Raw genomic sequence first — 20,552 nt, 5'->3', positions numbered from 1 at the left:
CGAGGATGCTACTCAAATGACGACTGAGATTTTAATGGAGAGCCTGCATCTATCTCTGCCAGAAATAATGCTGGCAGTTGGAGCTATGGTTTTGTTGATGATCGGTGCTTATGGTGGCCAATCGACATTAAATGCGATTAATGGTTTATCGGTTGCCTTGCTTATTATCGCAGGTCTTGTGCTGGTATTTGTTGTGGGCGAGGGGGACGCGTTTAATGGCGCATATCTTTCGGATCCATTTGCAAAGTTTATGAAAGTGCTGGCACTGGTTGGCTCAGCTGTTGCACTGATGATGTCCATTGGACATTCACGGTTTGAGAAAAATCCGTTCTTTGAATTCCCAATCCTTGTATTGCTGGCAACCGTTGGCATGATGCTGATGATTTCCGCAAATGATATGATTGCGCTTTATCTTGGTTTAGAGCTTCAATCACTTGCACTTTACGTTGTTGCTGCAATTAAACGGGATGATGAAAAATCAACAGAAGCTGGTTTGAAGTATTTCGTACTTGGTGCACTCTCTTCAGGTATACTGCTTTATGGTGCGTCACTGATATACGGTTACACAGGTCATACAGGCTTTGATGAAATCGCTTCAGCGCTAACAGGTGGTAAGCCGGAACTTGGTCTTATCTTCGGTCTTGTATTCTTGCTTGCAGGTATTGCCTTTAAAATTTCTGCTGTACCATTTCACATGTGGACCCCGGACGTTTATGAAGGCGCGCCAACTCCGGTGACAGCTTTCTTAGCCGCAGCTCCAAAGGTTGCTGCAATGGCTGTGTTTATCCGCTTGGTTATTGAAGCATTTCAGACAGTCACACATGAATGGCAGCAGATTGTTGTATTCGTTGCTATTGCTTCAATGGTTTTGGGTGCATTTGCTGCGATCGGACAAAGCAACATCAAACGTTTGATGGCTTATTCTTCTATTGGTCACATGGGTTATGCACTTGTTGGTCTTGCCGCTGGTACGCAAGCAGGCGTGTCTGGTATTGTTCTTTACATGTTGATCTACATGGTGATGACGCTCGGCACATTTGCTTGTATCTTGGCAATGCGCACTAAAGATGATGGTAACCTAGAAAACATCAATGATCTTGCCGGTCTAGCGAAATCCAATCCGTTTATGGCTGTGATATTGACGATCTTCATGTTCTCACTTGCTGGTATTCCACCGCTTGCAGGTTTCTGGGGTAAGTATTTTGTGTTTGTTGCAGCCATTGAAGCTGAGCTTTATGCGCTGGCAATCATCGGTGTGCTCGCGTCTGTTGTTGGTGCGTATTATTACCTGCGCATTATCAAAATCATGTGGTTTGATGAAGTTAAGCATGAATTCGCACCGGTTGCTGGTGAGTTACGCTTGGTCTACAGCCTTGCAGGGCTATTTGTCCTTGGCTATGTCATCATCGGTGGTCCCATTGGTACTGCTGCTGAAGTTGCAGCACGCACGTTCTTCTAATTGGTTTCAAAGATACAAATCGAGTGGCGTCACATTGAAGAAGGTGACGTCTCTTCAACCAATGACTTTTGTTTGCAACATGCGCGTAATGGCGCTGCATCAGGTTTATGGATAACTGCAGAACGTCAACTTGGCGGGCGCGGACGTAGAGGCAGGCAATGGGTTTCTGAAACGGGAAACCTCTACGCTTCCTTATTGCTAAACAATCCTTCGGCTCGAGACAATCTGGGTACATTGCCATTGGTTGCGGCATTGGCGGCGAATTTTGCAATTAAGAAAGCCTTGGCAAATTCTGCAGCTAAAGTGCGGATAAAGTGGCCTAATGATATCTTGATTGATGGTGCAAAAGTTTGTGGCATATTGCTTGAATCTGAACAGGTTTCAAAAGATCAGATATCGGTTGTTATTGGCATTGGTATTAATGTCTCTCATCACCCAGATCAGGCTTTATACAAAACCACATGTTTAAATTCGCTTGGTGTGTCTGTGAACCCGCAAGATCTCTTTGCGTATTTGTTTGATGAGATGAAATATGTCCTAGCATTGTGGGACGAAGGGCGCGGTTTGTCAGCCATTCGCGATTTATGGCTTGAAAATGCTGCCGGCATTGATGAAGATATCAAAATTAATCTTCCCAATGAGGTTTTGTACGGCCGGTTTATTGGATTATCGGAAGATTGCAATTTGATTTTGCGCCAGGATGATGGCGACGAGATTAAAATTGCGGCAGGGGATGTTTTCCTTCTCGATACGTAAAGAAAAGAAAGAACAGATTATGGCTAGCGAGAACGAACTCGTATTCTTACCACTAGGTGGTGTTGGTGAAATTGGCATGAACCTAGCGCTTTATGGCTATGGGAGTCCCGATAATCGCGAATGGATTATGGTCGATTGCGGAGTGACATTCCCAGGGTTAGAGCTTCCTGGTGTTGATCTTGTTTTGCCAGATATCAGGTTTTTAGAAGAAGAGCGTCATAACCTTAAAGCCATTATCATCACCCATGCGCATGAGGATCATTATGGTGCGCTTAATGAGCTATGGCCTTTGTTAAACGTGCCCGTTTATGTAACCCCATTTACCGCAGGTATGTTGGAAGCAAAGCGCGCTTACGAGCGTTCACGTCGTGAAATACCGGTTACAATCTTTAATGCTGGTGATGTGTTTAATATCGGCCCGTTTGAGATCGAAGCCGTTGCCGTTAATCACTCGATCCCTGAGCCGCTATCGCTTGCGATTAAAACGGATCTTGGAAAAGTCATTCATACAGGCGACTGGAAGATCGATCATGATCCATCATTGGGACCTTTGACAGATGAGAATAGATTTCGTCAGCTTGGCGATGAAGGTATTTTGGCGATTATGTGCGATTCCACCAATGCAATGCGCAATGGCACTTCACCAACAGAACAATCAATCAGCAAAAACTTAACTAAGGTAATCGAGGATGCACCTGCGCGTGTCGCAATAACTTCGTTTTCGTCAAATGTGGGCCGCATTCGCTCAATTGCTGAAGCTGCCCGTGATGCTGAACGTGAAGTCTTGCTTTTGGGGAGTTCTATCAAACGTGTTGTATCTGTTGCCAGTGAACTTGGCATGATGGATGGCTTACCGAACTTTTTGGAAGAAGATGAGTTTGGTTTTATTCCACGCGATAAGGTCGTCATTATTATGACCGGTTCACAAGGGGAACCTCGCGCTGCGCTTGCAAAATTATCACGTGATGAAATGCGCCATGTGGCATTAGCGAAAGATGATACTGTTGTGTTTTCTGCTCGCGCCATTCCTGGCAATGAAAAGGGTATTTTAAACATCAAAAATGCTCTGATTGATCGCGGTATTCATATTATTGAGGATAGCGACGAATTACCGATCCATGTATCGGGACATCCGCGTCGTAATGAATTGCAACAAATGTACGAGTGGGTGCGTCCTGAGATTTTAGTTCCCGTTCATGGAGAAGCGGCGCATCTCGTTGCCCATGCGAAATTGGCCGAAGAAAGCGGCATCGGCAAAGTACCACGCGTTCGTAATGGGGATATGCTTCGTTTAGCACCAGGAGAGCCTGAACTGATCGATGACGTACCAAGCGGCCGTATCTTTAAAGATGGTGCTGTGATTGGCGAATATGATGATTTGGGTATTTCAGACCGCCGCAAACTTTCATTTGCTGGTCACGTATCGGTGCAGGTATTGCTTGATAACAGATATGAGTTCAAGAGTGATCCATTGATCAACTCGATTGGATTGCCGATCTTTGATGATGCTGGTGATGAGATTGATGATGTGATTTATGACGCGGTGATTGGTGCAGTAGAAAGTATTCCGCGCGTGCGCCGTAAGGATTTGAGTATGGTGCAAGAATCAGTGCGCCGTGCTGTGCGTTCAGCTGTGCGTGAGGTTTGGAATAAGAAGCCGGTCGCTACCGTGTTTGTTGAAAAAGTGTAGGGGGCAATATGCTTGGAAGACTAAATCACGTGGCGATTGCGGTTCCTGATCTTAAGGTCGCAACCGAGCAATATAAGGGCATGCTAGGAGCTAAGGTGACAGCGCCTCAGAAACTTGATGAACATGGGGTTACTGTGGTTTTCATCGAATTGCCAAATACAAAGGTTGAGCTGTTAGAGCCAATTGATGCAACATCGCCCATTGCTTCATTTTTGGACAAGAACCCAAAAGGCGGCATGCACCACATCTGTTATGAGGTTGAGGATATAGATGCGGCAAAAAGCCAATTGATACAAACTGGGGCTCGTGTATTAGGTGACGGTGAGCCTAAAATTGGTGCGCACGGAAAACCTGTCCTGTTTTTACATCCTGGTGATTTTTCCGGCACATTGATTGAGTTAGAGCAAGTTTGATCTAGGATTTTCATCAATGGGATTTGGTACGTATTTTGCGATTTATTTTATTATGTGGTGGATATCGCTTTTCTTAGTGCTGCCATTTAGCGGAAAATCGCAGGCTGAAGAGGGCGAAGTGGTTCTGGGGACCACAAAAAGCGCGCCGGCGAATCTCAAAGTCCTACGCGTCGTCGTGATGAACTCAATTGTCGCAAGCGTGTTCTTCGTTTGCTTTTTTGTCTTAGTTGAAGTGTTTGGAATTACCTTCGACGACTTTATGGCAATCTTCCCTCAATTCTAATCAATATTGGTTTTGTAAGGACATAAAAAAAGCAAGGCTATAATAGCCTTGCTGTTAGTTGTCGCGGATCTCTACCCGTCGGCCGGTGGCTGCGCGTTAAGCGCGCCTGAGATCTAATCCTCCCAAGACTTGATCGCGATTTAGGCATGTTTTTAAAAAACTGCCTTATTTTCGAGCGAAGTTAGCCTACTTGCCGAAATTTGTCACCATTTTTTTTGCAGACTTATAGAAAAATTGATGAAAAAATAAAGAGAACACCTATCAAGTTCTATTTATTATTCCTCCTTTTCAGATTGATCGTAAAAGAGTAGAAGTCTTCAACAATAAAATAACCTGCGATTCCGAACGATTTTGTTCATGGATCATAATTTTTTAAACGGATAAGCCATGCGCCTTTCTCAATACTTTTTGCCCATTCTAAAAGAAAACCCAAAAGAGGCTGAGATTGTTTCTCACCGCTTGATGTTGCGTTCGGGAATGATCCGTCAACAATCCGCTGGTATTTATTCGTGGCTGCCTCTGGGTAAGCGTGTTTTGGATAAGGTAAATGCCATTATTCGCGAAGAACAAAATCGCGCCGGGGCACATGAAATTTTGATGCCAACCATCCAATCTGCAGATCTTTGGAATGAAAGTGGGCGATATGATGATTATGGCAAGGAAATGCTGCGCATTAACGATCGGCAGGATCGTCCAATGCTTTACGGTCCAACAAATGAAGAGATGGTGACGGACATATTCCGCTCATATGTGCGCTCATATAAAGAGCTGCCGCTTAACCTTTATCACATTCAGCATAAATTTAGAGATGAGATCAGACCACGTTTTGGCACCATGCGTTCTCGTGAATTTATTATGAAGGATGCTTATTCGTTTGATTTGAACAAAGAAGATGCAGAATTTGCCTATTATAAAATGTTCACGGCTTACCTGCGGACGTTTGACCGTTTGGGTCTGCGCGCTATTCCTATGCGCGCAGATACAGGCCCAATCGGAGGTGATTTAAGCCATGAGTTTATTATCTTGGCCGATACGGGCGAATCGGAAGTGTTCTGTCACAAAAAATTCCTTGATTTCGATATACCAACCGAAGACGTTGATTTTTCAGACCGCGCAAAGATGAAGTCGATTTTTGATGAGTGGACAGAGTTCTATGCCGCAACATCTGAAATGCATGATGAGGCTGCATTTGGTGCAATTGATGCATCAGAGCAAGTGTCCGACCGCGGGATTGAAGTTGGGCATATCTTCTATTTTGGCACAAAATATTCAGCCAAGATGGGTGCGAAGGTCATGGGTCCAGATGGGCGAGAGCACGAAGTGCACATGGGTTCTTATGGCATTGGTCCAACACGCCTTGTTCCCGCCATCATTGAAGCGTCTCATGATGATAATGGTATCATCTGGCCAGAATCAGTTGCGCCATTTGATGTGGGAATTATCAATATGAAAGTGGGCGATGAAACCTGTGATGAAGCTTCATTAAAGGTATATGCTGAACTTCAAAAAGCTGGTCTTGATGTACTAATTGATGATCGAGATGAGCGAGCAGGCGGTAAGTTTGCAACCGCTGATCTAATTGGCGTTCCGCAGCAAGTTGTTGTCGGACCTCGCGGGATGAAAACTGGTGAAGTTGAAGTTAAAGACAGAAAAACCGGTGCACGCGAAAGCCTCACACTAGAGGCAGCGATTAATAAACTAACTGCACGATAATTTTTTAAGAAAAGGCGTTGAAACCTTGAGCAGCAAAACCGAAGAAATGTCATCATCCAAGCCATTTGGTGTGTTTGAACGTCTTGTTGCCTGGCGTTATTTGCGCTCAAAACGCAAAGAAACGGTTGTATCTGTAATTGCAGGGTTTTCCTTTGCAGGTATCATGCTTGGGGTTGCAACCCTCATCATTGTGATGGCGGTGATGAATGGCTTTCGTGCAGAGCTCATCAACCGAATTTTAGGTATCAACGGTCACATGATCGTGCAACCGATTGATGAGCCGTTTAATGATTATACCAATCTTGCCAAACGTCTTGAAGGTGTTGAAGGCGTTCAAATGGCTTTGCCGATTGTCGAGGGTCAAACTTTGGCTTCCGGTAATGGCGGCGCGGGAACCGGTGCACTGGTGCGCGGGATATCGGTGGCTGATATTGAACGACTGAATTGGGTTTCTGAAAACATCAAAGCTGGCGATCTTGTGGGATTTGCTGCCGGCGAGGGTGTCTTGATTGGAACGCGCATGGCCGATTCTTTGGGTTTGATAGCTGGCGATAATATCACGCTTGTATCTCCGGAAGGAGATGTAACACCCTTTGGTGTGACGCCGCGCGTTAAATCCTACCCGATTTCAGGTATATTTGAGATTGGTATGTCTGAGTATGATTCTTCAATAATTTATATGCCTTTGAATGAAGCGCAGATCTATTTCAATACAGAAGATGAAGTGCAATCTATTGAGGTCTTCATCGATGACCCTGATGGCGTCAATGATTTTCGCGCCCCGATCGAAACCGCAGCTGGGCGGCAAATTTTTATAACGGATTGGCAACAGCGTAACCAAACGTTTTTCTCAGCGCTTCAGGTTGAGCGGAATGTCATGTTTATGATCTTAACACTCATCATACTTGTTGCAGCTCTTAACATCATATCAGGGCTTATTATGCTGGTTAAAGACAAGGGGCGTGATATCGCAATTTTGCGCACTATGGGCGCAACGTCTGCGTCTGTCATGCGCATATTCTTTATGACGGGTTCCGCAATTGGCGTTGCAGGAACAGGCGCTGGTGTGATCTTAGGAGTGGTGGTTTGCTTAAACGTTGAGCGAATTCGTGCATTTTTCTCTTGGTTGTCAGGCACAACACTCTTTAATCCTGAGCTCTATTTCTTAAGCCAATTGCCAGCTGATATGGATTTTTCTGAAACGCTTTCGATTATCATTATGGCTTTTGTTCTGACCTTTATTGCTACACTTGTGCCAGCGTGGCGCGCTTCGAAAATTGATCCCGTTCAAGCACTGAGATATGAGTAAATGAACATGAATGATGCGAGCCGAATTGATATGAGTGACATAACCAATGCGCAAGATTTGGCAATGGAATTGCTCGCCGTTGAGCGTCACTATGTGCAGGGTGATGAGAAGCTGACCATTTTAAATGGTGTGAAATTCAAGTTAAACCGCGGTGAAACCGTTGCTCTGATTGCACCTTCTGGTGCAGGTAAATCAACATTATTGCATATGGCGGGTTTGCTTGAGCGTCCGGATGGTGGCGAAGTGATTATCGATGGTATTGCCTGCAGCCATTTATCTGATGAGAATAGAACCGATGTGCGCGGTAAGAAAATCGGTTTTGTGTATCAATTCCATCACCTTTTACCTGAATTTTCTGCCAGCGAAAATGTTGTTATCCCGCAATTGATCAGCGGGCTTGAGAAAAAAGAAGCTGAAGCTAGAGCAAAAGAACTGCTTGAATATCTAAAGCTTGGTCATCGCATTTCCCATCGCCCGACAGAACTTTCTGGCGGTGAGCAACAACGTGTTGCAATTGCGCGTGCTGTCGCAAATGCACCAAGTGTGTTATTGGCAGATGAGCCAACGGGTAATCTTGATCCTGAAACAGCTTCTTATGTGTTTGAAGCGCTTGAAGCGCTTGTAAAACAATCTGGGTTATCTGCATTGGTTGCGACCCACAACCACGAGCTTGCCCGGCAAATGGACCGTTGCGTGACGCTCAAAGACGGTCAGCTGGTCGAACTTTAATATCGATACTGAAATCCGATTTTGTCTCGTTTGAAACCCAGTTTTGAATAGAGTTTATGGGCTTCTTTGTTCGTATCCCCTGATAGTAACATCAGTTTGTAGCATCCTTGCGATCCTGCGAAGTCGATCGCGAAATTTAGCACTTGGCTTGCATATCCTTTGCCGCGTTCTTTCGGCAATGTTACAACATTTTCAATAAAGGCATATGGTTTGGCGGCCCGTGTGAGATTGGGGACAATGATCAAAGTACATGTAGAAACAAGTTGTCCGTCAACCTCACCAACGATTACGTTTAATCCATTATAATTTAGAATGTCATGCCAAGTTTTTTTGATATCCTCCATGGGGGATATTTTACTATCGCCACCTAACACATCCAATAGATCGAGAACTTGCGGAAAATCGTTGTTATCAGCAAATCTGATATTTATTTTGCGAGACATAGACTGATCAAACTATCTGCTTGTTGGGAAAAGTGTACAACCGCGGTCGATTGCGCTTGGATTTTTATAGGTTGGTCATTTTTAAAGCCTTTGCCGGTAAGCAGATTTAAATCGCATCCTCCATAGGCATTTGGGTCAAGTGAATCGTAGTAAGAATAGGTGAAGCCCGCAACGACAAGCTCGTTGTTCCGGTAAGCGATGGTTAGCTTTTGTTCCCATCGATTTCGACCGACTGAGAAATTTTGTGAGCCGACTATAACAGATCCATTTTGAGTTGTCGTAACCCATGGCTCCTGCCCAAACATCACACTTGCGCCCCAAACCATATCGGGAATGTGGTGTTTTAATTTGATACGCCTATAATCGTCGCTGAGAAAAAATAATACATCAAATTGCTCTCCGTCATTGATGTTTAGGATCATCACTGGGTCCGCAACCTCGTCATTATTCCAGTCTGTGGTTGTGACAGAAAAGACTTCGCTTGCGCTAAATGTCATATCCTGGTGCTGGTCTGCAGAAGCTGCAAAGGAGAGTAAGAGGCAGTAAGTTAGGATGATGTATCTAAGCAATTTAAAACCCTCTTCTTATCGGTTCGCAGCGTGAATTACCCAAACTCAGCGGCGTCTTGTTGGACAGCTTTTTGAATATTGAGCAAGACATCAGGATCTGCTGCTTGGATGCGGCTCCAGTTTGGAATAAATGGTGTTTCCATCGGGTTATCCAAATAGGATTGGCCCGCTTTCATAATATTGGCAGCAAACAGCTCAACTGCTTTTTCCTCAACATGGCGATCCGTATGAAGACCATTCATGGTCGCGTCATTATAATACATTTCGACAAGATCAAGCGCGATGCGGAAATATGTGGCTTTTAAAGTTCTAAAGGTCGCGTTTGAAAGCGTAACTCCATCTGTCGCGAGCTTTCGGTATAGCGCTTTTGAGATGTCAATTGACATGCGCGAAAGACCCGCATTTGCGTCTTCTTCGGATAGCGGCTGATGCTTGTGGTCATAGGCATCAGAAATATCAACCTGGCAGATCACACGATTTGAAAGGTTGCGCCAAACTTCAGATAAAACTCCAATTTCCAGTCCCCAATCGGACGGGATACGCATATCGGGTAGAATGGACGTGCGCATAGCAAATTCGCCTGCCAATGGATATCTGAATGCATTCAGATAATCGATATAATCATTGTGGCCACAGGTTTTTTGAATGGCAAGCAGAAGCGGGGTAACGAGTAGCCTTGATACGCGGCCATTGATTTTCCCGTCTGCAATGCGCGGATAGTAACCTTTAACAAAGTGATAGGCGAAAGCGGGATTGGTGACTGGATAAACAAGTCTGGCCAACATTTCTTTTGAATAGGTCGTAATGTCACAATCATGCAATGCCACAACGTCCGAATTGCGCGAAGCCAGTGCGAAGCCCATGCAATACCATACATTTCGGCCTTTACCTGGTTCCTCTGGTGCTAAATTGGCGCCCGCTAATTTGTTGTGAATGGCCTTAAGGCGAGGGCCGTCATTCCACAAAATGTCATGCTTTTGCGGAAGGCGCGAGAAATACTCTTTGGCGTGTTTAAACTGCGTTTCATCGGCGCGATCCAAACCAACAACCACATGATTGATAAAATCGGCTTTGCTCAACTCATCAACGATGTGAGACAATGCTGGCGCTTCAAGCTCAGAATAAAGGCTTGGTAATATCAGTGTGATTTTCCGAGTTTGCGCAAATTGCTTTAGTTGGGCCTCCAACTGCGGGTAGGGAATTTGTGCCAGATTATGCAAAGTAGCAACGCTACCGTTTTGATGAAAGTCAGCCATATTTTATGCAGTCTCTTTTCTCGGTTTAATCTAGTTTACATCGAACAAGCTCAAAACGCACGTATTCCATCCTCGTGGTCCTGGTTCGCTTGAATAAGAAATGTGATCGGGCGCAAACGGAGCAAAAAGCTCAGTGTTTGAAGTGTTTTTCATAACAAAGCCAATGTCTGCATGTTCGAGCATTTGCTTGTCATTGGGCGCATCGCCTAGCGCCACGGTTATAACATTGCCATTGGGGAAAAGATGGTCTTTGATTTCATTCATCCGATCCACTTTTCCTGCGCCAAATGATAGCGTTAAAAATCGACCGCCTTGCTGCGCACGAATGCCGTTTTCGCTCAAATAGTCTTTAAACTGGGTCAGTTCTTTTTTGTTACCGCTCCAAATGCCTGGTTCAGAATACTCGCGCTGCTTGGCAAGTTTGGCGGCTTTTAGGCTCAGCGATGTTTGTTGGCATACTTGTTCTGCTGACCAATCATGAAAGCCTTTATATTTTGACCTCAAAGGCGCAGGTGCACTTTGAACTATTTCAATGATTTTGTCATAGTCACTTGTAGTGCTGTCGGTTTGTGTTGCAGGGGCGAGCACCCCAGCGCCGTTTTCCACAATGGCTGGAAAAGCATCAAAACCAAGTTCAAGCCGAAGGGGTGCTATTTCAGCTGCGGTTTTGCTGGACGCGATCACAAGTGGTGTTTTTGTGTCGCGTAGCTTTTTTAATGCGGTTTTAGCGGGCGCGTAGGAGTAGGTATCGTGATCTAACAACGTGCCATCGAGATCGGTGAATATAAGATAGTTTTCGGGCTTTGTGTTAGACACGGTTGGTAATCCACCGGCACTGGTAAGGTGCAAACACGATCTGGCTGGTATCTTCAAAGATGATATCGCCGCTTAATTTATCTATCCATTCATCGCCACCGATTAAATTCAGTGCCATGGTTTCAATTGTTAGATATTCAGATGTCATATTGTGAAGCGCAAATATGCTTTGCGAGCGATCTATGCTTTGGCGCCAGAATCCGAAGATTTGCCGACCTAATTGTAGCGTAAACTGCGTGGCATTTGGATGGAAAGCTGATTGACGACTGCGAATTGCGATCCGAGATTTGAGCTCCTTTAGCACAATACTCTGATTTGATTTAGGATCCTCAAGTTTTTCGTTGAGCTCTTTGTAATCCCAGCGATGTCGGTTAATTGCGCGGTTGTGCTGAGATTTTTCAACGCCTTTTTGATCGTTGGGTGTCGCAAGCATGGAATGGATATAAAAAGCGGGAACACCTTCAAGTGCCATCGCGATTGTCTGGCTGCATAAGAAACGTTCGACATTAAATTGATCAATGCCATTATTCGTGCCTTTGAGTGCATCAAACAGTGATACATTCATCTCATAAGGGTGCATTTTACCATCATTGCCCTGACGCATGGAAACACGGCCGCCATGGGTTTTGATGGTATCAATCATGCCGTCAATATCTTCCTGGGGCAGTAAGCCTTCTACCGGGCGCAAGCCAACACCATCATGCGATGCTGTGAAGTTGAAATAGGCACAACCCATTTGCGCCGGGGGCATGCGCATTTGCCAGGCATTTAGATATTCAGACGTTCCATTAAGCAACCCGTGCAGCAATAAAGGTGGCAACGAGAAGTTATAAATCATATGTGCTTCGTTGCGATTGCCGAAATAGCTAAGGTTTTCGGTGTTAGGCACGTTTGTCTCTGTAATGATAACCACAGGTTCGCGATCAAAATCAGCGAGCAAACGTATCAAACGAACAATTTGGTGCGTTTGGGGGAGGTGGATGCAACTTGTGCCGATTTCCTTCCAAACAAATGCGACAGCGTCAAGGCGAATGGTTCTTACACCCTGATTGATGTGATCGCGGGTAATTCTTAAAAATTCGAGCAGAACTTCCGGGTTTGAGAAGTCAAAATCCACCTGATCGTGACTGAATGTACACCACACATGTTTGGTGCCGTTGGCTGTGTCGACTTTTCGCAACAAATCATGGGCGCGCGGGCGTACAACAGCGCTTGTGTCATCATCGGGTGAGGCTTCAAAAAAGAACTTGTTGTAGGGCTCATGGCCTTGCAAATATTCGTTAAACCAATGCCCCTGGCTGGACATGTGATTAAGAACGAGATCTGACATAAGACGAAAATCAGCGGCAATGCGGGAAATATCTTCCCATGAACCCAATAGACCATCGACCTGGCGATAATCTGTGACCGCAAACCCGTCATCTGATGTGTAGGGAAAAAACGGCAAGATATGCACACCATTGACCGTATCGCGCAGGTGTTTATGCAGGAAATGGTTTAATAGATCGAGCGGTTTATGCTCACCATCGACAAAGCTGTTGCCATAGGTGATGACATAATTATCTTTTTCGGACCAAAGTTCATTTGAGGGTAATCGCCCTCGGCGTCTCGGGGTGTGTTTATCATCCCAAAATGCCTCAATGACTTGGTTGGTAAGTGTCTCGGTATCAAGATCAGGATAGATCGAGTTAATCAGCTGTGAGATGTTGTTTTTAAGACGTGCTGACGACATGTCGGCAATTGTCGGAAGTTCTGTCAATGTTAATTCGCTTGTTAATATGCGTGTCGATTGGGAGGCTAAGCTAGCAGAATTATCTTACAATGGATTCGGTTGATGGCAAGTCCAACATGCGCTAAGGATGGTATTAAATAAGCTTTGTTGCGATATGAGGTGCTTGAAATGGTTGGCTTTTTGAAAAAACTTGGTTCAATGTTTGGTGGTGAGGCTGCGCCCGCAAAGCCAGATAGACAAGAAAGCTATGAGGGCTATACAATTTCATCCACACCGATATCTGAAGGTGGGCAGTTTCGCCTATGCGGCACAATTACTAAAGAAATTGGTGGTGAGCCTAAAGAACACAAATTTATCAGAGCAGATGTGTGCCAATCTAAAGACCAAGCCGATGATTTAGCCATTATGAAGGGCAAACAAATGATCGACCAGCTGGGCGATCGGGTATTTCAATCATAAGGTAGGGTGCTTTACGGTTGTTTGGGTTCTAAAGCTAATTTATTAATGATGCTTTAGAGTTAGGCCAGCTTCGGATTATGAGGTTTTTTAAGAACTTTGTTGTTTTTAGAATTAGTTCTGCTTTTCACCCGATGTGGACATTGATCCCAGCCATTGTTGGTAGATCGCTCAGATATAGGATTCTGCTGCAAAGCTAACTGCAAAACTCTTTTCGCTGCGCTTAAAATCTGATATTTTTGATTATGAAAATTTTGTGGGACAGATTAGATGATTGAATGGCTAATTTTTATTCCAGCATGCTTTGCACTTAATCTCGCCTTTGGGCCCAACAACCTTTTGGCCATGATCAATGGCGCAAAATCGGGCGTATTATTTGCTCAGAGAGCTGCGATTGGCAGATTGTTGATGTTTGTGCCTATGATTGCACTTAGTGCACTTGGATTGGGATTTGTACTTACGACTTCCACAGTTGTGTTTGGCATCGCAAAAGTTGTTGGAGCCATCTATCTCATTTGGCTTGGTATTTCTTTGTGGAGAAGCGCAGAAAAGATAAACGCAGAAGGTTTTTTGAATAAGAGTAGTTCTATCGGCCAAGCGTTCAAGGCAGAAGCTTTGGTGGCGGTGAGTAACCCTAAGGCCATTTTAATTTTTGCTGCATTCTTTCCCCAGTTCGTTGCAATAGACAAGTATTGGCAAAGCTATGCGATGTTAGGAGGCGCGTTCATGATGATGGAAGCTCTGGCGATCTTAGCCTATGCTTTTTTTGGTAAATTCGCCTCCAGATTTTCTGCAGCCAAACTTTCGTTTCTTCAACGCATATCGGGTGCAACAATGTGTATATTCGGGATAATTTTACTCGTCAGTCCCCAGCCAACGCGTACTTAGCAATCATTTGTATGATCTTCGAATATATCACCTTTGTGCACAAGGTTGATAATCTGGAAAAAAGTTGCATGGCAAATAGACTTGGTTCTTGACCTAGCTATCCAATTAACGCCGCCTTATTGATTTACACCTTATGTGCCTGGCGAATTTGACTTTTATATATATTTTGAGCGCTCAAGATTGGTTCAAATTTTAGGAATTTTCTTAAAAGCATGCTTCGATATGCGTGATAATATCGGTCTATCTGTCAATGTAAGAGGTTTATCATGGGAAATGACCTTACAACTCGAAGCGCGAACCCTCGTGTTCCGACACAATTTCCTGTCACGATCCTAACTGCAAGACGCCAGTCACGCGGCCAGGTTATTACCATGTCAGATACCAGCTTGAAAATTAACTTAAAAATTGATCTCGTTTTAAATAAAGGGGATGACATCGCGCTTTCGTTTTCGGGCGGAAGGCTTCAAGGCTTCATGCACAGAAATGAGTTCTATGGGCAAATCATTCGTAGAGAGAGCAAAGAATTACAGGTCTATTTTGGTCAAAATGATGATATGACAAGACGGTATTTGGCGGCGTTGAAAGACTATAAGCAAAAAGCATCGGCTGTCTTGCACCGCCCAAAACAAATCGTAGCTGGCAAGACGCAGTCTTTTGACGGCAATGAAATTGATAAGCTGATCGCTAAACTCACATCTGTTGAATACAGACACAAAACCGAGATTAAACCTTACATCCCCAGCCAGATTACGCTTTCATAAATGAAGAACTCCCAAAAGCGGGAACATCGCCGTTGGTTCTTAGCGGTTCATTTAATTTAGCCCGACATTTGGTCGTTCGATGATTTCGCGCAAAGCAAAGCTTGAATTGATTTTCACCACATGGGGCAGGGAGGAGAGCCAGTCTCTATGGATGTGCTCATAGTCTTCCAAATCCTTGGCTGCGACGCGTAAGATATAGTCATATTCACCAGACATGAGATAGCAGACCAACACATTGGGGCAGCGTTTGACAGCTGCTTCGAATTCCTTGAGTGTTTTGGCAAATTGGCCTGACAGTGAAATATGCACAATCACCATCATTTTGTGGCCAAGCGCTCTATGCGATAATCTTGCCTGATAGCCTTTAATTGCGCCTTTTTTCTCCAAGATATCAACACGGCGTGAGCAGGCTGATTGGGATAGGTTTACGGCTTCCGCAAGTGCAGAATTTGAAATGCGTCCGTCTTTTTGTAAGATTCGCAATATAGAGATATCTACAGTATCAAGATTTTCCATTCGAATAATTCCTTGTTTCAGGACTTAATATTCGATGATTATTCGAAATTCGTGATAATTGCAATTGTATAAGCAAAGATTCCCCATTTCAAATGATGTTTAATGGTCTCAAATAAATTTGAAAATTCCAATTAGAGGAGAATGGCGATGCGTGTAGGTTGCCCTAAAGAGATTAAAAACCATGAATATCGTGTTGGCCTAACGCCATCATCAGTTCGCGAATATGTGGCTCACGGCCACGATGTGATTATCGAAACTGGCGCTGGTCTTGGCATTGGTGCAGATGATGCAGCTTACCAAGCAGCTGGCGCTAAAATCGTTGGCGAAGCAGCTGACATTTTTGCGCAGAGCGACATGGTTGTGAAGGTTAAAGAGCCTCAGCCATCTGAATATGCTCAGCTTCGTGACGAGCAACTCCTATATACATATCTTCACCTGGCTCCAGATCCAGAGCAAACAAAAGGTCTTGTTGAGTCTGGCTGTACAGCTGTAGCTTATGAAACAGTAACTGACAATCGCGGTGGTCTGCCACTATTGGCGCCAATGTCCGAAGTTGCTGGTCGTTTGGCTCTTCAAGCTGGTGCAACCGCACTACAAAAAGCAAATGGTGGTCGCGGTATCCTTCTAGGTGGCGTACCTGGCGTTCTTCCTGCAAAAGTAACAATCATTGGCGGTGGTGTTGTTGGTCTTAATGCTGCAAAAATGGCTGTTGGCCTTGGTGCGGATGTGACAATTCTTGATCGTTCATTGCCGCGTCTTCGTGAACTTGATGACATCTTTAATGGTTCAGTTCACACACGTTATTCAACAATTGATTCACTTGAAGAAGAAACATTCTCAGCTGATCTTGTTGTTGGTGCTGTGTTGATCCCAGGTGCTGCTGCTCCGAAACTTGTCACTCGCGAAATGCTATCTGGCATGAAGAAAAGCGCTGTCATCGTTGATGTTGCAATCGACCAAGGTGGTTGTTTTGAAACTTCAAAAGCAACAACACACTCAGAGCCTACATATGAAGTTGATGGCATTGTTCACTATTGTGTGGCGAATATGCCAGGTGCTGTGCCGATCACATCAGCACATGCGCTTAACAACGCAACGCTTCACCACGGTCTACAATTGGCAGACAAAGGTCTTAAAGCAATTGCTGAAGATCAAAACCTGCGCAACGGTTTGAATGTACATCGCGGCAAAATCACAAACCAAGCTGTTGCTGAAGCTCTTGGTTATGACTTGCTAACCGCAGAAGACGCTGTTCGCAACGTCGCTTAATCCCTCCTGAAAGGTATTGCGCCTTGGAAATGCCGTCCGATGTCCGTCGGGCGGTGTTTTTTTTGTGCGGTGGGAATAATGTGATGATTGTTTGTTTTTTGGGAAACTATCTTCCGAAGACTAACTTAAAGTAGAGAGCGTTTCATCATCTGTCAGCGGCAGGATTTCTGTTTCCGTGCGCCCAATAGGTTGAAAACCCAGCTTTTGGTAAAGACCCAATGCAGAAGGATGATCAAGCGTGCAAGTGTTGACGGTGATGCTGTTGGGTTCGCTCGACCAGGCTGCATCGATCGCTTGGGCTAAAAACCATTTACCCAAACCGCGCCCGATAGCGTGTTCCATCATGCCAAAATACGCCAGATCAACGCGTTTGGAATTGGACCGATCGATCTCAAAAAAGCCCGATGGCACACCGTCGAGATAAAGCACATCGATCTCTGTCGTTTCGCGGTAGATGATTTCTGAGAGTTCATCATTTGAAAGGCGATGACGCGCCACCCAATGCCATTTAGCGCCAACACGATATTGCAGATATCTGTAAAATTGCAGGGGTATATCTTTGGTGCCCATCAACGCTGCATTGATATTCATCGGCCGCGTGTAAGATTTAACCGGTGGGGTGTTCATCTCAAGAAAAGTAACAACGGTTGGTAGCGGTTTTTGGTTTTGCGAGGACACTGACTATTCTCCTGTTTCCACAGGCGTATCTTGTCGTGCACCCCATTCTGACCATGATCCATCATAGAGCTGAACGTCTGTTTTACCGATAGAATTGAGCGCCAATGTGATCACGGCTGCTGTAACTCCTGAACCGCATGTCGTGATGATTTTCTTGTTAAGATCTACAGATTTTGATTCAAAAATATCTTTTAACTCATTGAGAGGTTTGAGCTTTCCATTATCTGAAAATCCAAAGACGGGTGTGTTTTTAGCGCTCGGCATATGACCAGATCGCATGCCCGTGCGCGGTTCTGCGTCTTCTCCGGTAAAGCGGCCTTCACCTCTTGCATCCAATAATTCTGTGCCATCGTCGCTGGTTGCAGCTAATACATCATCGATATTGGCAACCGCGTCCTTATCAAAATAAGGGGTAAATTCGGCAGCTTCATGTGATACGGTTTCATCGGAGACGGGCAGGCCATTTGCTTTCCAATTGTCAAAACCACCATCGAGCACAAAGACGTTTTCAGCGCCCATAGTTTTAAACATCCACCAAACGCGCGGAGCAGTGAACATGCCAAGTGCGTCATAGACCACAATTGTGTGATCCGTTGAGATGCCAAGTTCACCCACGCGCTGGGCAAAATAATGTGGCTCGGGCAGGGCATGCGGGAGTGGCGATTGCTCGTCGATAATACTGTCTTGATCAAAAAATACAGCACCTGGAATATGGTTTTTCGCATATTCCTCAACCGCATTTCGATTTTGTGCAGGCAAAAACCATGACGCATCAACAATGCGTAGATTATCATCATTTAAATGATCATTCAGCCATTCGGGTGATTTGACAAAAGGGCTAAGCGCTGCGTCGTCGTTCATAGTTTTATCCTAAATCGTTTGGTTTATTGTTTAGGCATTTCGCCAAAGCGAATTCTGAAACGTCTGTTTTCTTTGCCCTTTTTCTCGATCTTGCCGATGTGAACTGCGCCCACTTCTTGGGTTTCACTCACATGGGTGCCGCCGCAAGGTTGGCTGTCAATGGAGCTGTCTTCACCAATGCAAACAAGACGGATATCACCAACACCGCGAGGCGGTTTGACGTTTTTTGATTTTACCAAATCAGGGTTGGCATCTAATTCAGCTTCTGAAATCATTTTGGTAAAAATTGGATGGTTTTGTGTGACCAATTCCATCATTTTTGCAGTGATGTCTGCCTTTTCAGGCGGTTCACTCATATCAAAATCGATGCGACTTTCATTTTCGCCCACAGCAGCACCGGTAATTGGGTATTCGCACACGACGGAAAGCAAATGACAAGCGGTATGCATGCGCATGAGCTTATATCGCCGTTCCCAATCGATATGGAGGACGATCTTTTCGCCAATCTCCAAAGTGGGGCTGCCTTCAGCTAGAATATGGACGAAATCGTTTTTCGTTTCGCCATTGACTGTCGCAGTTACTTCTAATTTAGAACCGTCTTGGCGCTCAATAAAACCTGTATCACCAGGCTGTCCGCCAGATGTTGCATAAAAACACGTTTGATTGAGGATCACGCCCCCACGATCATTGATAGCAACAACTTCAGCATCGCAGGTTGTTAAATAAGCATCGTTTTTAAAAAGGGCTTTGGTGATCAAGCGATGAACCTCAGATTTTATGTTTCAGGCACGAATGGGATTTTGATATCAGGCGAACCTTCCATCCATTCTGGCACTGGCAAATCCTTTGAGCGCAGGAATTCAGGATTATACAGTTTCGATTGGTAACGATTGCCATAATCACAAAGGATCGTGACAATCGTGTGCCCCGGACCCATTTCTTTCGCCATGCGAATAGCACCTGCAACATTAATCCCAGTTGAAAGCCCCATGCAGAGACCTTCTTCTTGTAGCAAGTTAAAGATTATTGGCAGACCTTCTTTATCCGATACATTAAATGCCATATCAGGTGTGTAACCTTCAAGGTTTGCAGTAATACGGCCTTGACCGATGCCCTCGGAAATCGAGCCACCTTCGGATTTAAGTTCACCGTTTGCGTAAAAATTATAAAGCGCTGCACCATCTGGATCGACGATCCCTGATTTGAATGTGCTGCTGCGTTCCCGCAAAGCCATAGATGTACCCACAAGTGTACCGCCTGATCCACATGCGCAGATGAAACCATCAACTTTGCCATCCAGATCGCGATAGATCTCTGGGCCAGTTGTATCGATATGCGCTTGTCTGTTGGCGACATTGTCAAATTGGTTAGCCCAGACCGCACCATTTGGGCTGGTTTTTGCAATTTGTTCTGCCAATCTGCGAGAAACGTGGATGTAATTGTTTGGATTTTTATAAGGGAGAGCAGGGACTTCAATCAGCTCGGCACCCATGAGACGCAAAGCATCTTTCTTCTCTTGAGTTTGTGTTTCCGGGATCACGATGATGGAGCGATACCCCAAGACACGAGAGATCATGGCTATGCCGATACCGGTGTTCCCAGCCGTGCCTTCAACGATTGTTCCGCCGGGCTGAAGTTTGCCGCTTTTTTCTGCAGCGCGGATCATTGATAACGCGGCGCGATCTTTCACCGACTGGCCAGGGTTTAAAAACTCAGCTTTACCCAAAATTGTACACCCTGTTTCTTCAGAAGCACGTTTAAGCTTTACCAAAGGTGTATTTCCAATTTGTTCTAAAACATTTTCTGAGACTGACATGAGATTCCAAAGCCTTATCAATTAACTATGGTTAAGTATTTGCATCCAAATATGACAAATTACAAGGAATGAAAATTGAACTTTTCATCGATTTTGTGAATAATATTGCTAGGATGCTGAAATATTTATTGAAAAAGAA

At 44.7% G+C, this 20,552-nt stretch carries 22 protein-coding genes; 12 read left to right on the top strand and 10 right to left on the bottom strand.

The window, feature by feature from the left end; all coding sequences use genetic code 11:
- The first annotated feature begins 16 nt into the window (after positions 1-16).
- The 8 genes from nuoN (at position 17) to ACZ1GZ_RS13835 (ending at position 8,352) form a co-directional block, all read left to right on the top strand.
- Positions 17-1,459 carry an NADH-quinone oxidoreductase subunit NuoN gene (gene nuoN / locus ACZ1GZ_RS13870; protein WP_472665485.1) on the top strand — a complete coding sequence of 481 codons (1,443 nt, stop codon included), beginning with the start codon at positions 17-19 and terminating at the stop codon, positions 1,457-1,459.
- On the top strand, positions 1,460-2,215 hold the full coding sequence (locus tag ACZ1GZ_RS13865; protein WP_472665484.1) for a biotin--[acetyl-CoA-carboxylase] ligase: 756 nt from the start codon (positions 1,460-1,462) through the stop codon (positions 2,213-2,215). It abuts the gene before it with no gap.
- A 19-nt stretch (positions 2,216-2,234) separates the two neighbouring features.
- On the top strand, positions 2,235-3,905 hold the full coding sequence (locus tag ACZ1GZ_RS13860) for a ribonuclease J (RefSeq protein WP_472665483.1): 1,671 nt from the start codon (positions 2,235-2,237) through the stop codon (positions 3,903-3,905).
- Positions 3,906-3,913: 8 nt separating this feature from the next.
- Entirely contained in the window at positions 3,914-4,318 is a 405-nt protein-coding gene (gene mce / locus ACZ1GZ_RS13855) for a methylmalonyl-CoA epimerase (protein WP_472665482.1), read from the top strand.
- A 16-nt stretch (positions 4,319-4,334) separates the two neighbouring features.
- The gene (locus ACZ1GZ_RS13850; protein ID WP_472665481.1) at positions 4,335-4,601 is read left to right on the top strand and encodes a DUF1467 family protein; all 267 of its coding nucleotides are present in this window, start codon (positions 4,335-4,337) and stop codon (positions 4,599-4,601) included.
- 387 nt (positions 4,602-4,988) lie between these two features.
- The gene (gene proS, locus ACZ1GZ_RS13845; protein ID WP_472665480.1) at positions 4,989-6,314 is read left to right on the top strand and encodes a proline--tRNA ligase; all 1,326 of its coding nucleotides are present in this window, start codon (positions 4,989-4,991) and stop codon (positions 6,312-6,314) included.
- A 46-nt stretch (positions 6,315-6,360) separates the two neighbouring features.
- Positions 6,361-7,623 carry a lipoprotein-releasing ABC transporter permease subunit gene (locus tag ACZ1GZ_RS13840; protein ID WP_472668313.1) on the top strand — a complete coding sequence of 421 codons (1,263 nt, stop codon included), beginning with the start codon at positions 6,361-6,363 and terminating at the stop codon, positions 7,621-7,623.
- Between the two features lie 30 nt (positions 7,624-7,653).
- The gene (locus ACZ1GZ_RS13835; protein ID WP_472668312.1) at positions 7,654-8,352 is read left to right on the top strand and encodes an ABC transporter ATP-binding protein; all 699 of its coding nucleotides are present in this window, start codon (positions 7,654-7,656) and stop codon (positions 8,350-8,352) included.
- On the opposite strand, the gene ACZ1GZ_RS13830 is transcribed toward ACZ1GZ_RS13835, so the two are convergent.
- Genes ACZ1GZ_RS13830 through ACZ1GZ_RS13810 form a run of 5 tightly spaced genes read right to left on the bottom strand, consistent with a single transcriptional unit; the run spans position 8,349 to position 13,195 of the window.
- The gene (locus tag ACZ1GZ_RS13830) at positions 8,349-8,795 is read right to left on the bottom strand and encodes a GNAT family N-acetyltransferase (RefSeq protein WP_472665479.1); all 447 of its coding nucleotides are present in this window, start codon (positions 8,793-8,795) and stop codon (positions 8,349-8,351) included. The two genes, ACZ1GZ_RS13835 and ACZ1GZ_RS13830, sit on opposite strands and share 4 nt — an antisense overlap.
- Complete coding sequence (locus ACZ1GZ_RS13825) at positions 8,780-9,364, bottom strand: hypothetical protein (RefSeq protein ID WP_472665478.1); 585 nt, start codon at positions 9,362-9,364, stop codon at positions 8,780-8,782. Before ACZ1GZ_RS13825 ends, ACZ1GZ_RS13830 begins: the two co-directional genes overlap by 16 nt.
- 35 nt (positions 9,365-9,399) lie before the next feature.
- Positions 9,400-10,620 (bottom strand): glycosyltransferase family protein, encoded by a 1,221-nt coding sequence (locus ACZ1GZ_RS13820; RefSeq protein WP_472665477.1) that lies wholly within the window; start codon positions 10,618-10,620, stop codon positions 9,400-9,402.
- A 30-nt stretch (positions 10,621-10,650) separates the two neighbouring features.
- A complete protein-coding gene (locus ACZ1GZ_RS13815; protein WP_472665476.1) occupies positions 10,651-11,436 on the bottom strand; it encodes an HAD-IIB family hydrolase in 786 nt (261 codons plus the stop codon).
- Entirely contained in the window at positions 11,429-13,195 is a 1,767-nt protein-coding gene (locus ACZ1GZ_RS13810) for a sugar phosphorylase (protein WP_472665475.1), read from the bottom strand. The genes ACZ1GZ_RS13815 and ACZ1GZ_RS13810 overlap by 8 nt, the downstream gene beginning before the upstream one ends.
- Before the next feature lie 141 nt (positions 13,196-13,336).
- Here ACZ1GZ_RS13810 and ACZ1GZ_RS13805 point away from each other — a divergent pair, with 141 nt between their 5' ends.
- From ACZ1GZ_RS13805 to ACZ1GZ_RS13795, 3 genes are all read left to right on the top strand, one after another.
- Positions 13,337-13,627: an HlyU family transcriptional regulator gene (locus tag ACZ1GZ_RS13805; protein WP_472665474.1), complete on the top strand. Its 291-nt coding sequence runs from the start codon at positions 13,337-13,339 to the stop codon at positions 13,625-13,627.
- 267 nt (positions 13,628-13,894) lie between these two features.
- Positions 13,895-14,512 (top strand): LysE family translocator, encoded by a 618-nt coding sequence (locus ACZ1GZ_RS13800; protein WP_472665473.1) that lies wholly within the window; start codon positions 13,895-13,897, stop codon positions 14,510-14,512.
- Positions 14,513-14,778: 266 nt separating this feature from the next.
- The gene (locus tag ACZ1GZ_RS13795; RefSeq protein ID WP_472665471.1) at positions 14,779-15,273 is read left to right on the top strand and encodes a PilZ domain-containing protein; all 495 of its coding nucleotides are present in this window, start codon (positions 14,779-14,781) and stop codon (positions 15,271-15,273) included.
- 51 nt (positions 15,274-15,324) lie between these two features.
- Here ACZ1GZ_RS13795 and ACZ1GZ_RS13790 read toward each other — a convergent pair whose 3' ends face one another.
- The gene (locus ACZ1GZ_RS13790; RefSeq protein ID WP_472665469.1) at positions 15,325-15,789 is read right to left on the bottom strand and encodes an Lrp/AsnC family transcriptional regulator; all 465 of its coding nucleotides are present in this window, start codon (positions 15,787-15,789) and stop codon (positions 15,325-15,327) included.
- 147 nt (positions 15,790-15,936) lie between these two features.
- Here ACZ1GZ_RS13790 and ald point away from each other — a divergent pair, with 147 nt between their 5' ends.
- Positions 15,937-17,058: an alanine dehydrogenase gene (ald, locus tag ACZ1GZ_RS13785; protein ID WP_472665467.1), complete on the top strand. Its 1,122-nt coding sequence runs from the start codon at positions 15,937-15,939 to the stop codon at positions 17,056-17,058.
- 120 nt (positions 17,059-17,178) lie between these two features.
- Here the strand turns inward: ald and ACZ1GZ_RS13780 are convergent, their stop codons facing one another.
- Genes ACZ1GZ_RS13780 through ACZ1GZ_RS13765 form a run of 4 tightly spaced genes read right to left on the bottom strand, consistent with a single transcriptional unit; the run spans position 17,179 to position 20,413 of the window.
- The gene (locus ACZ1GZ_RS13780) at positions 17,179-17,685 is read right to left on the bottom strand and encodes a GNAT family N-acetyltransferase (RefSeq protein WP_472668311.1); all 507 of its coding nucleotides are present in this window, start codon (positions 17,683-17,685) and stop codon (positions 17,179-17,181) included.
- A gap of 54 nt (positions 17,686-17,739) precedes the next feature.
- Positions 17,740-18,597, bottom strand: coding sequence for a 3-mercaptopyruvate sulfurtransferase (sseA, locus tag ACZ1GZ_RS13775; protein WP_472665465.1), 858 nt, complete (start codon positions 18,595-18,597; stop codon positions 17,740-17,742).
- 23 nt (positions 18,598-18,620) lie between these two features.
- Entirely contained in the window at positions 18,621-19,355 is a 735-nt protein-coding gene (locus tag ACZ1GZ_RS13770; RefSeq protein WP_472665463.1) for an alanyl-tRNA editing protein, read from the bottom strand.
- A 17-nt stretch (positions 19,356-19,372) separates the two neighbouring features.
- The gene (locus tag ACZ1GZ_RS13765) at positions 19,373-20,413 is read right to left on the bottom strand and encodes a cysteine synthase A (protein ID WP_472665461.1); all 1,041 of its coding nucleotides are present in this window, start codon (positions 20,411-20,413) and stop codon (positions 19,373-19,375) included.
- Between the last annotated feature and the right edge of the window lie 139 nt (positions 20,414-20,552).

The sequence above is a fragment of the Lentilitoribacter sp. JB5-8 genome (assembly GCF_055693385.1).
Note: the sequence above shows the minus strand (reverse complement) of the source record. Positions and strands in the feature narration are given on the sequence as shown.

Bases quoted from the DNA above. Each gene is read 5' to 3' on its own strand.
- ACZ1GZ_RS13830 (WP_472665479.1), bottom strand. From the start codon at position 8,795: ATGTCTCGCAAAATAAATATCAGATTTGCTGATAACAACGATTTTCCG.
- ald (WP_472665467.1), top strand. From the start codon at position 15,937: ATGCGTGTAGGTTGCCCTAAAGAGATTAAAAACCATGAATATCGTGTT.
- ACZ1GZ_RS13850 (WP_472665481.1), top strand. From the start codon at position 4,335: ATGGGATTTGGTACGTATTTTGCGATTTATTTTATTATGTGGTGGATA.
- ACZ1GZ_RS13860 (WP_472665483.1), top strand. From the start codon at position 2,235: ATGGCTAGCGAGAACGAACTCGTATTCTTACCACTAGGTGGTGTTGGT.
- nuoN (WP_472665485.1), top strand. From the start codon at position 17: ATGACGACTGAGATTTTAATGGAGAGCCTGCATCTATCTCTGCCAGAA.
- ACZ1GZ_RS13795 (WP_472665471.1), top strand. From the start codon at position 14,779: ATGGGAAATGACCTTACAACTCGAAGCGCGAACCCTCGTGTTCCGACA.
- ACZ1GZ_RS13780 (WP_472668311.1), bottom strand. From the start codon at position 17,685: ATGAACACCCCACCGGTTAAATCTTACACGCGGCCGATGAATATCAAT.
- ACZ1GZ_RS13840 (WP_472668313.1), top strand. From the start codon at position 6,361: ATGTCATCATCCAAGCCATTTGGTGTGTTTGAACGTCTTGTTGCCTGG.
- ACZ1GZ_RS13790 (WP_472665469.1), bottom strand. From the start codon at position 15,789: ATGGAAAATCTTGATACTGTAGATATCTCTATATTGCGAATCTTACAA.
- ACZ1GZ_RS13835 (WP_472668312.1), top strand. From the start codon at position 7,654: ATGAGTGACATAACCAATGCGCAAGATTTGGCAATGGAATTGCTCGCC.
- ACZ1GZ_RS13820 (WP_472665477.1), bottom strand. From the start codon at position 10,620: ATGGCTGACTTTCATCAAAACGGTAGCGTTGCTACTTTGCATAATCTG.
- ACZ1GZ_RS13805 (WP_472665474.1), top strand. From the start codon at position 13,337: ATGGTTGGCTTTTTGAAAAAACTTGGTTCAATGTTTGGTGGTGAGGCT.
- sseA (WP_472665465.1), bottom strand. From the start codon at position 18,597: ATGAACGACGACGCAGCGCTTAGCCCTTTTGTCAAATCACCCGAATGG.
- ACZ1GZ_RS13800 (WP_472665473.1), top strand. From the start codon at position 13,895: ATGATTGAATGGCTAATTTTTATTCCAGCATGCTTTGCACTTAATCTC.
- proS (WP_472665480.1), top strand. From the start codon at position 4,989: ATGCGCCTTTCTCAATACTTTTTGCCCATTCTAAAAGAAAACCCAAAA.
- mce (WP_472665482.1), top strand. From the start codon at position 3,914: ATGCTTGGAAGACTAAATCACGTGGCGATTGCGGTTCCTGATCTTAAG.
- ACZ1GZ_RS13765 (WP_472665461.1), bottom strand. From the start codon at position 20,413: ATGTCAGTCTCAGAAAATGTTTTAGAACAAATTGGAAATACACCTTTG.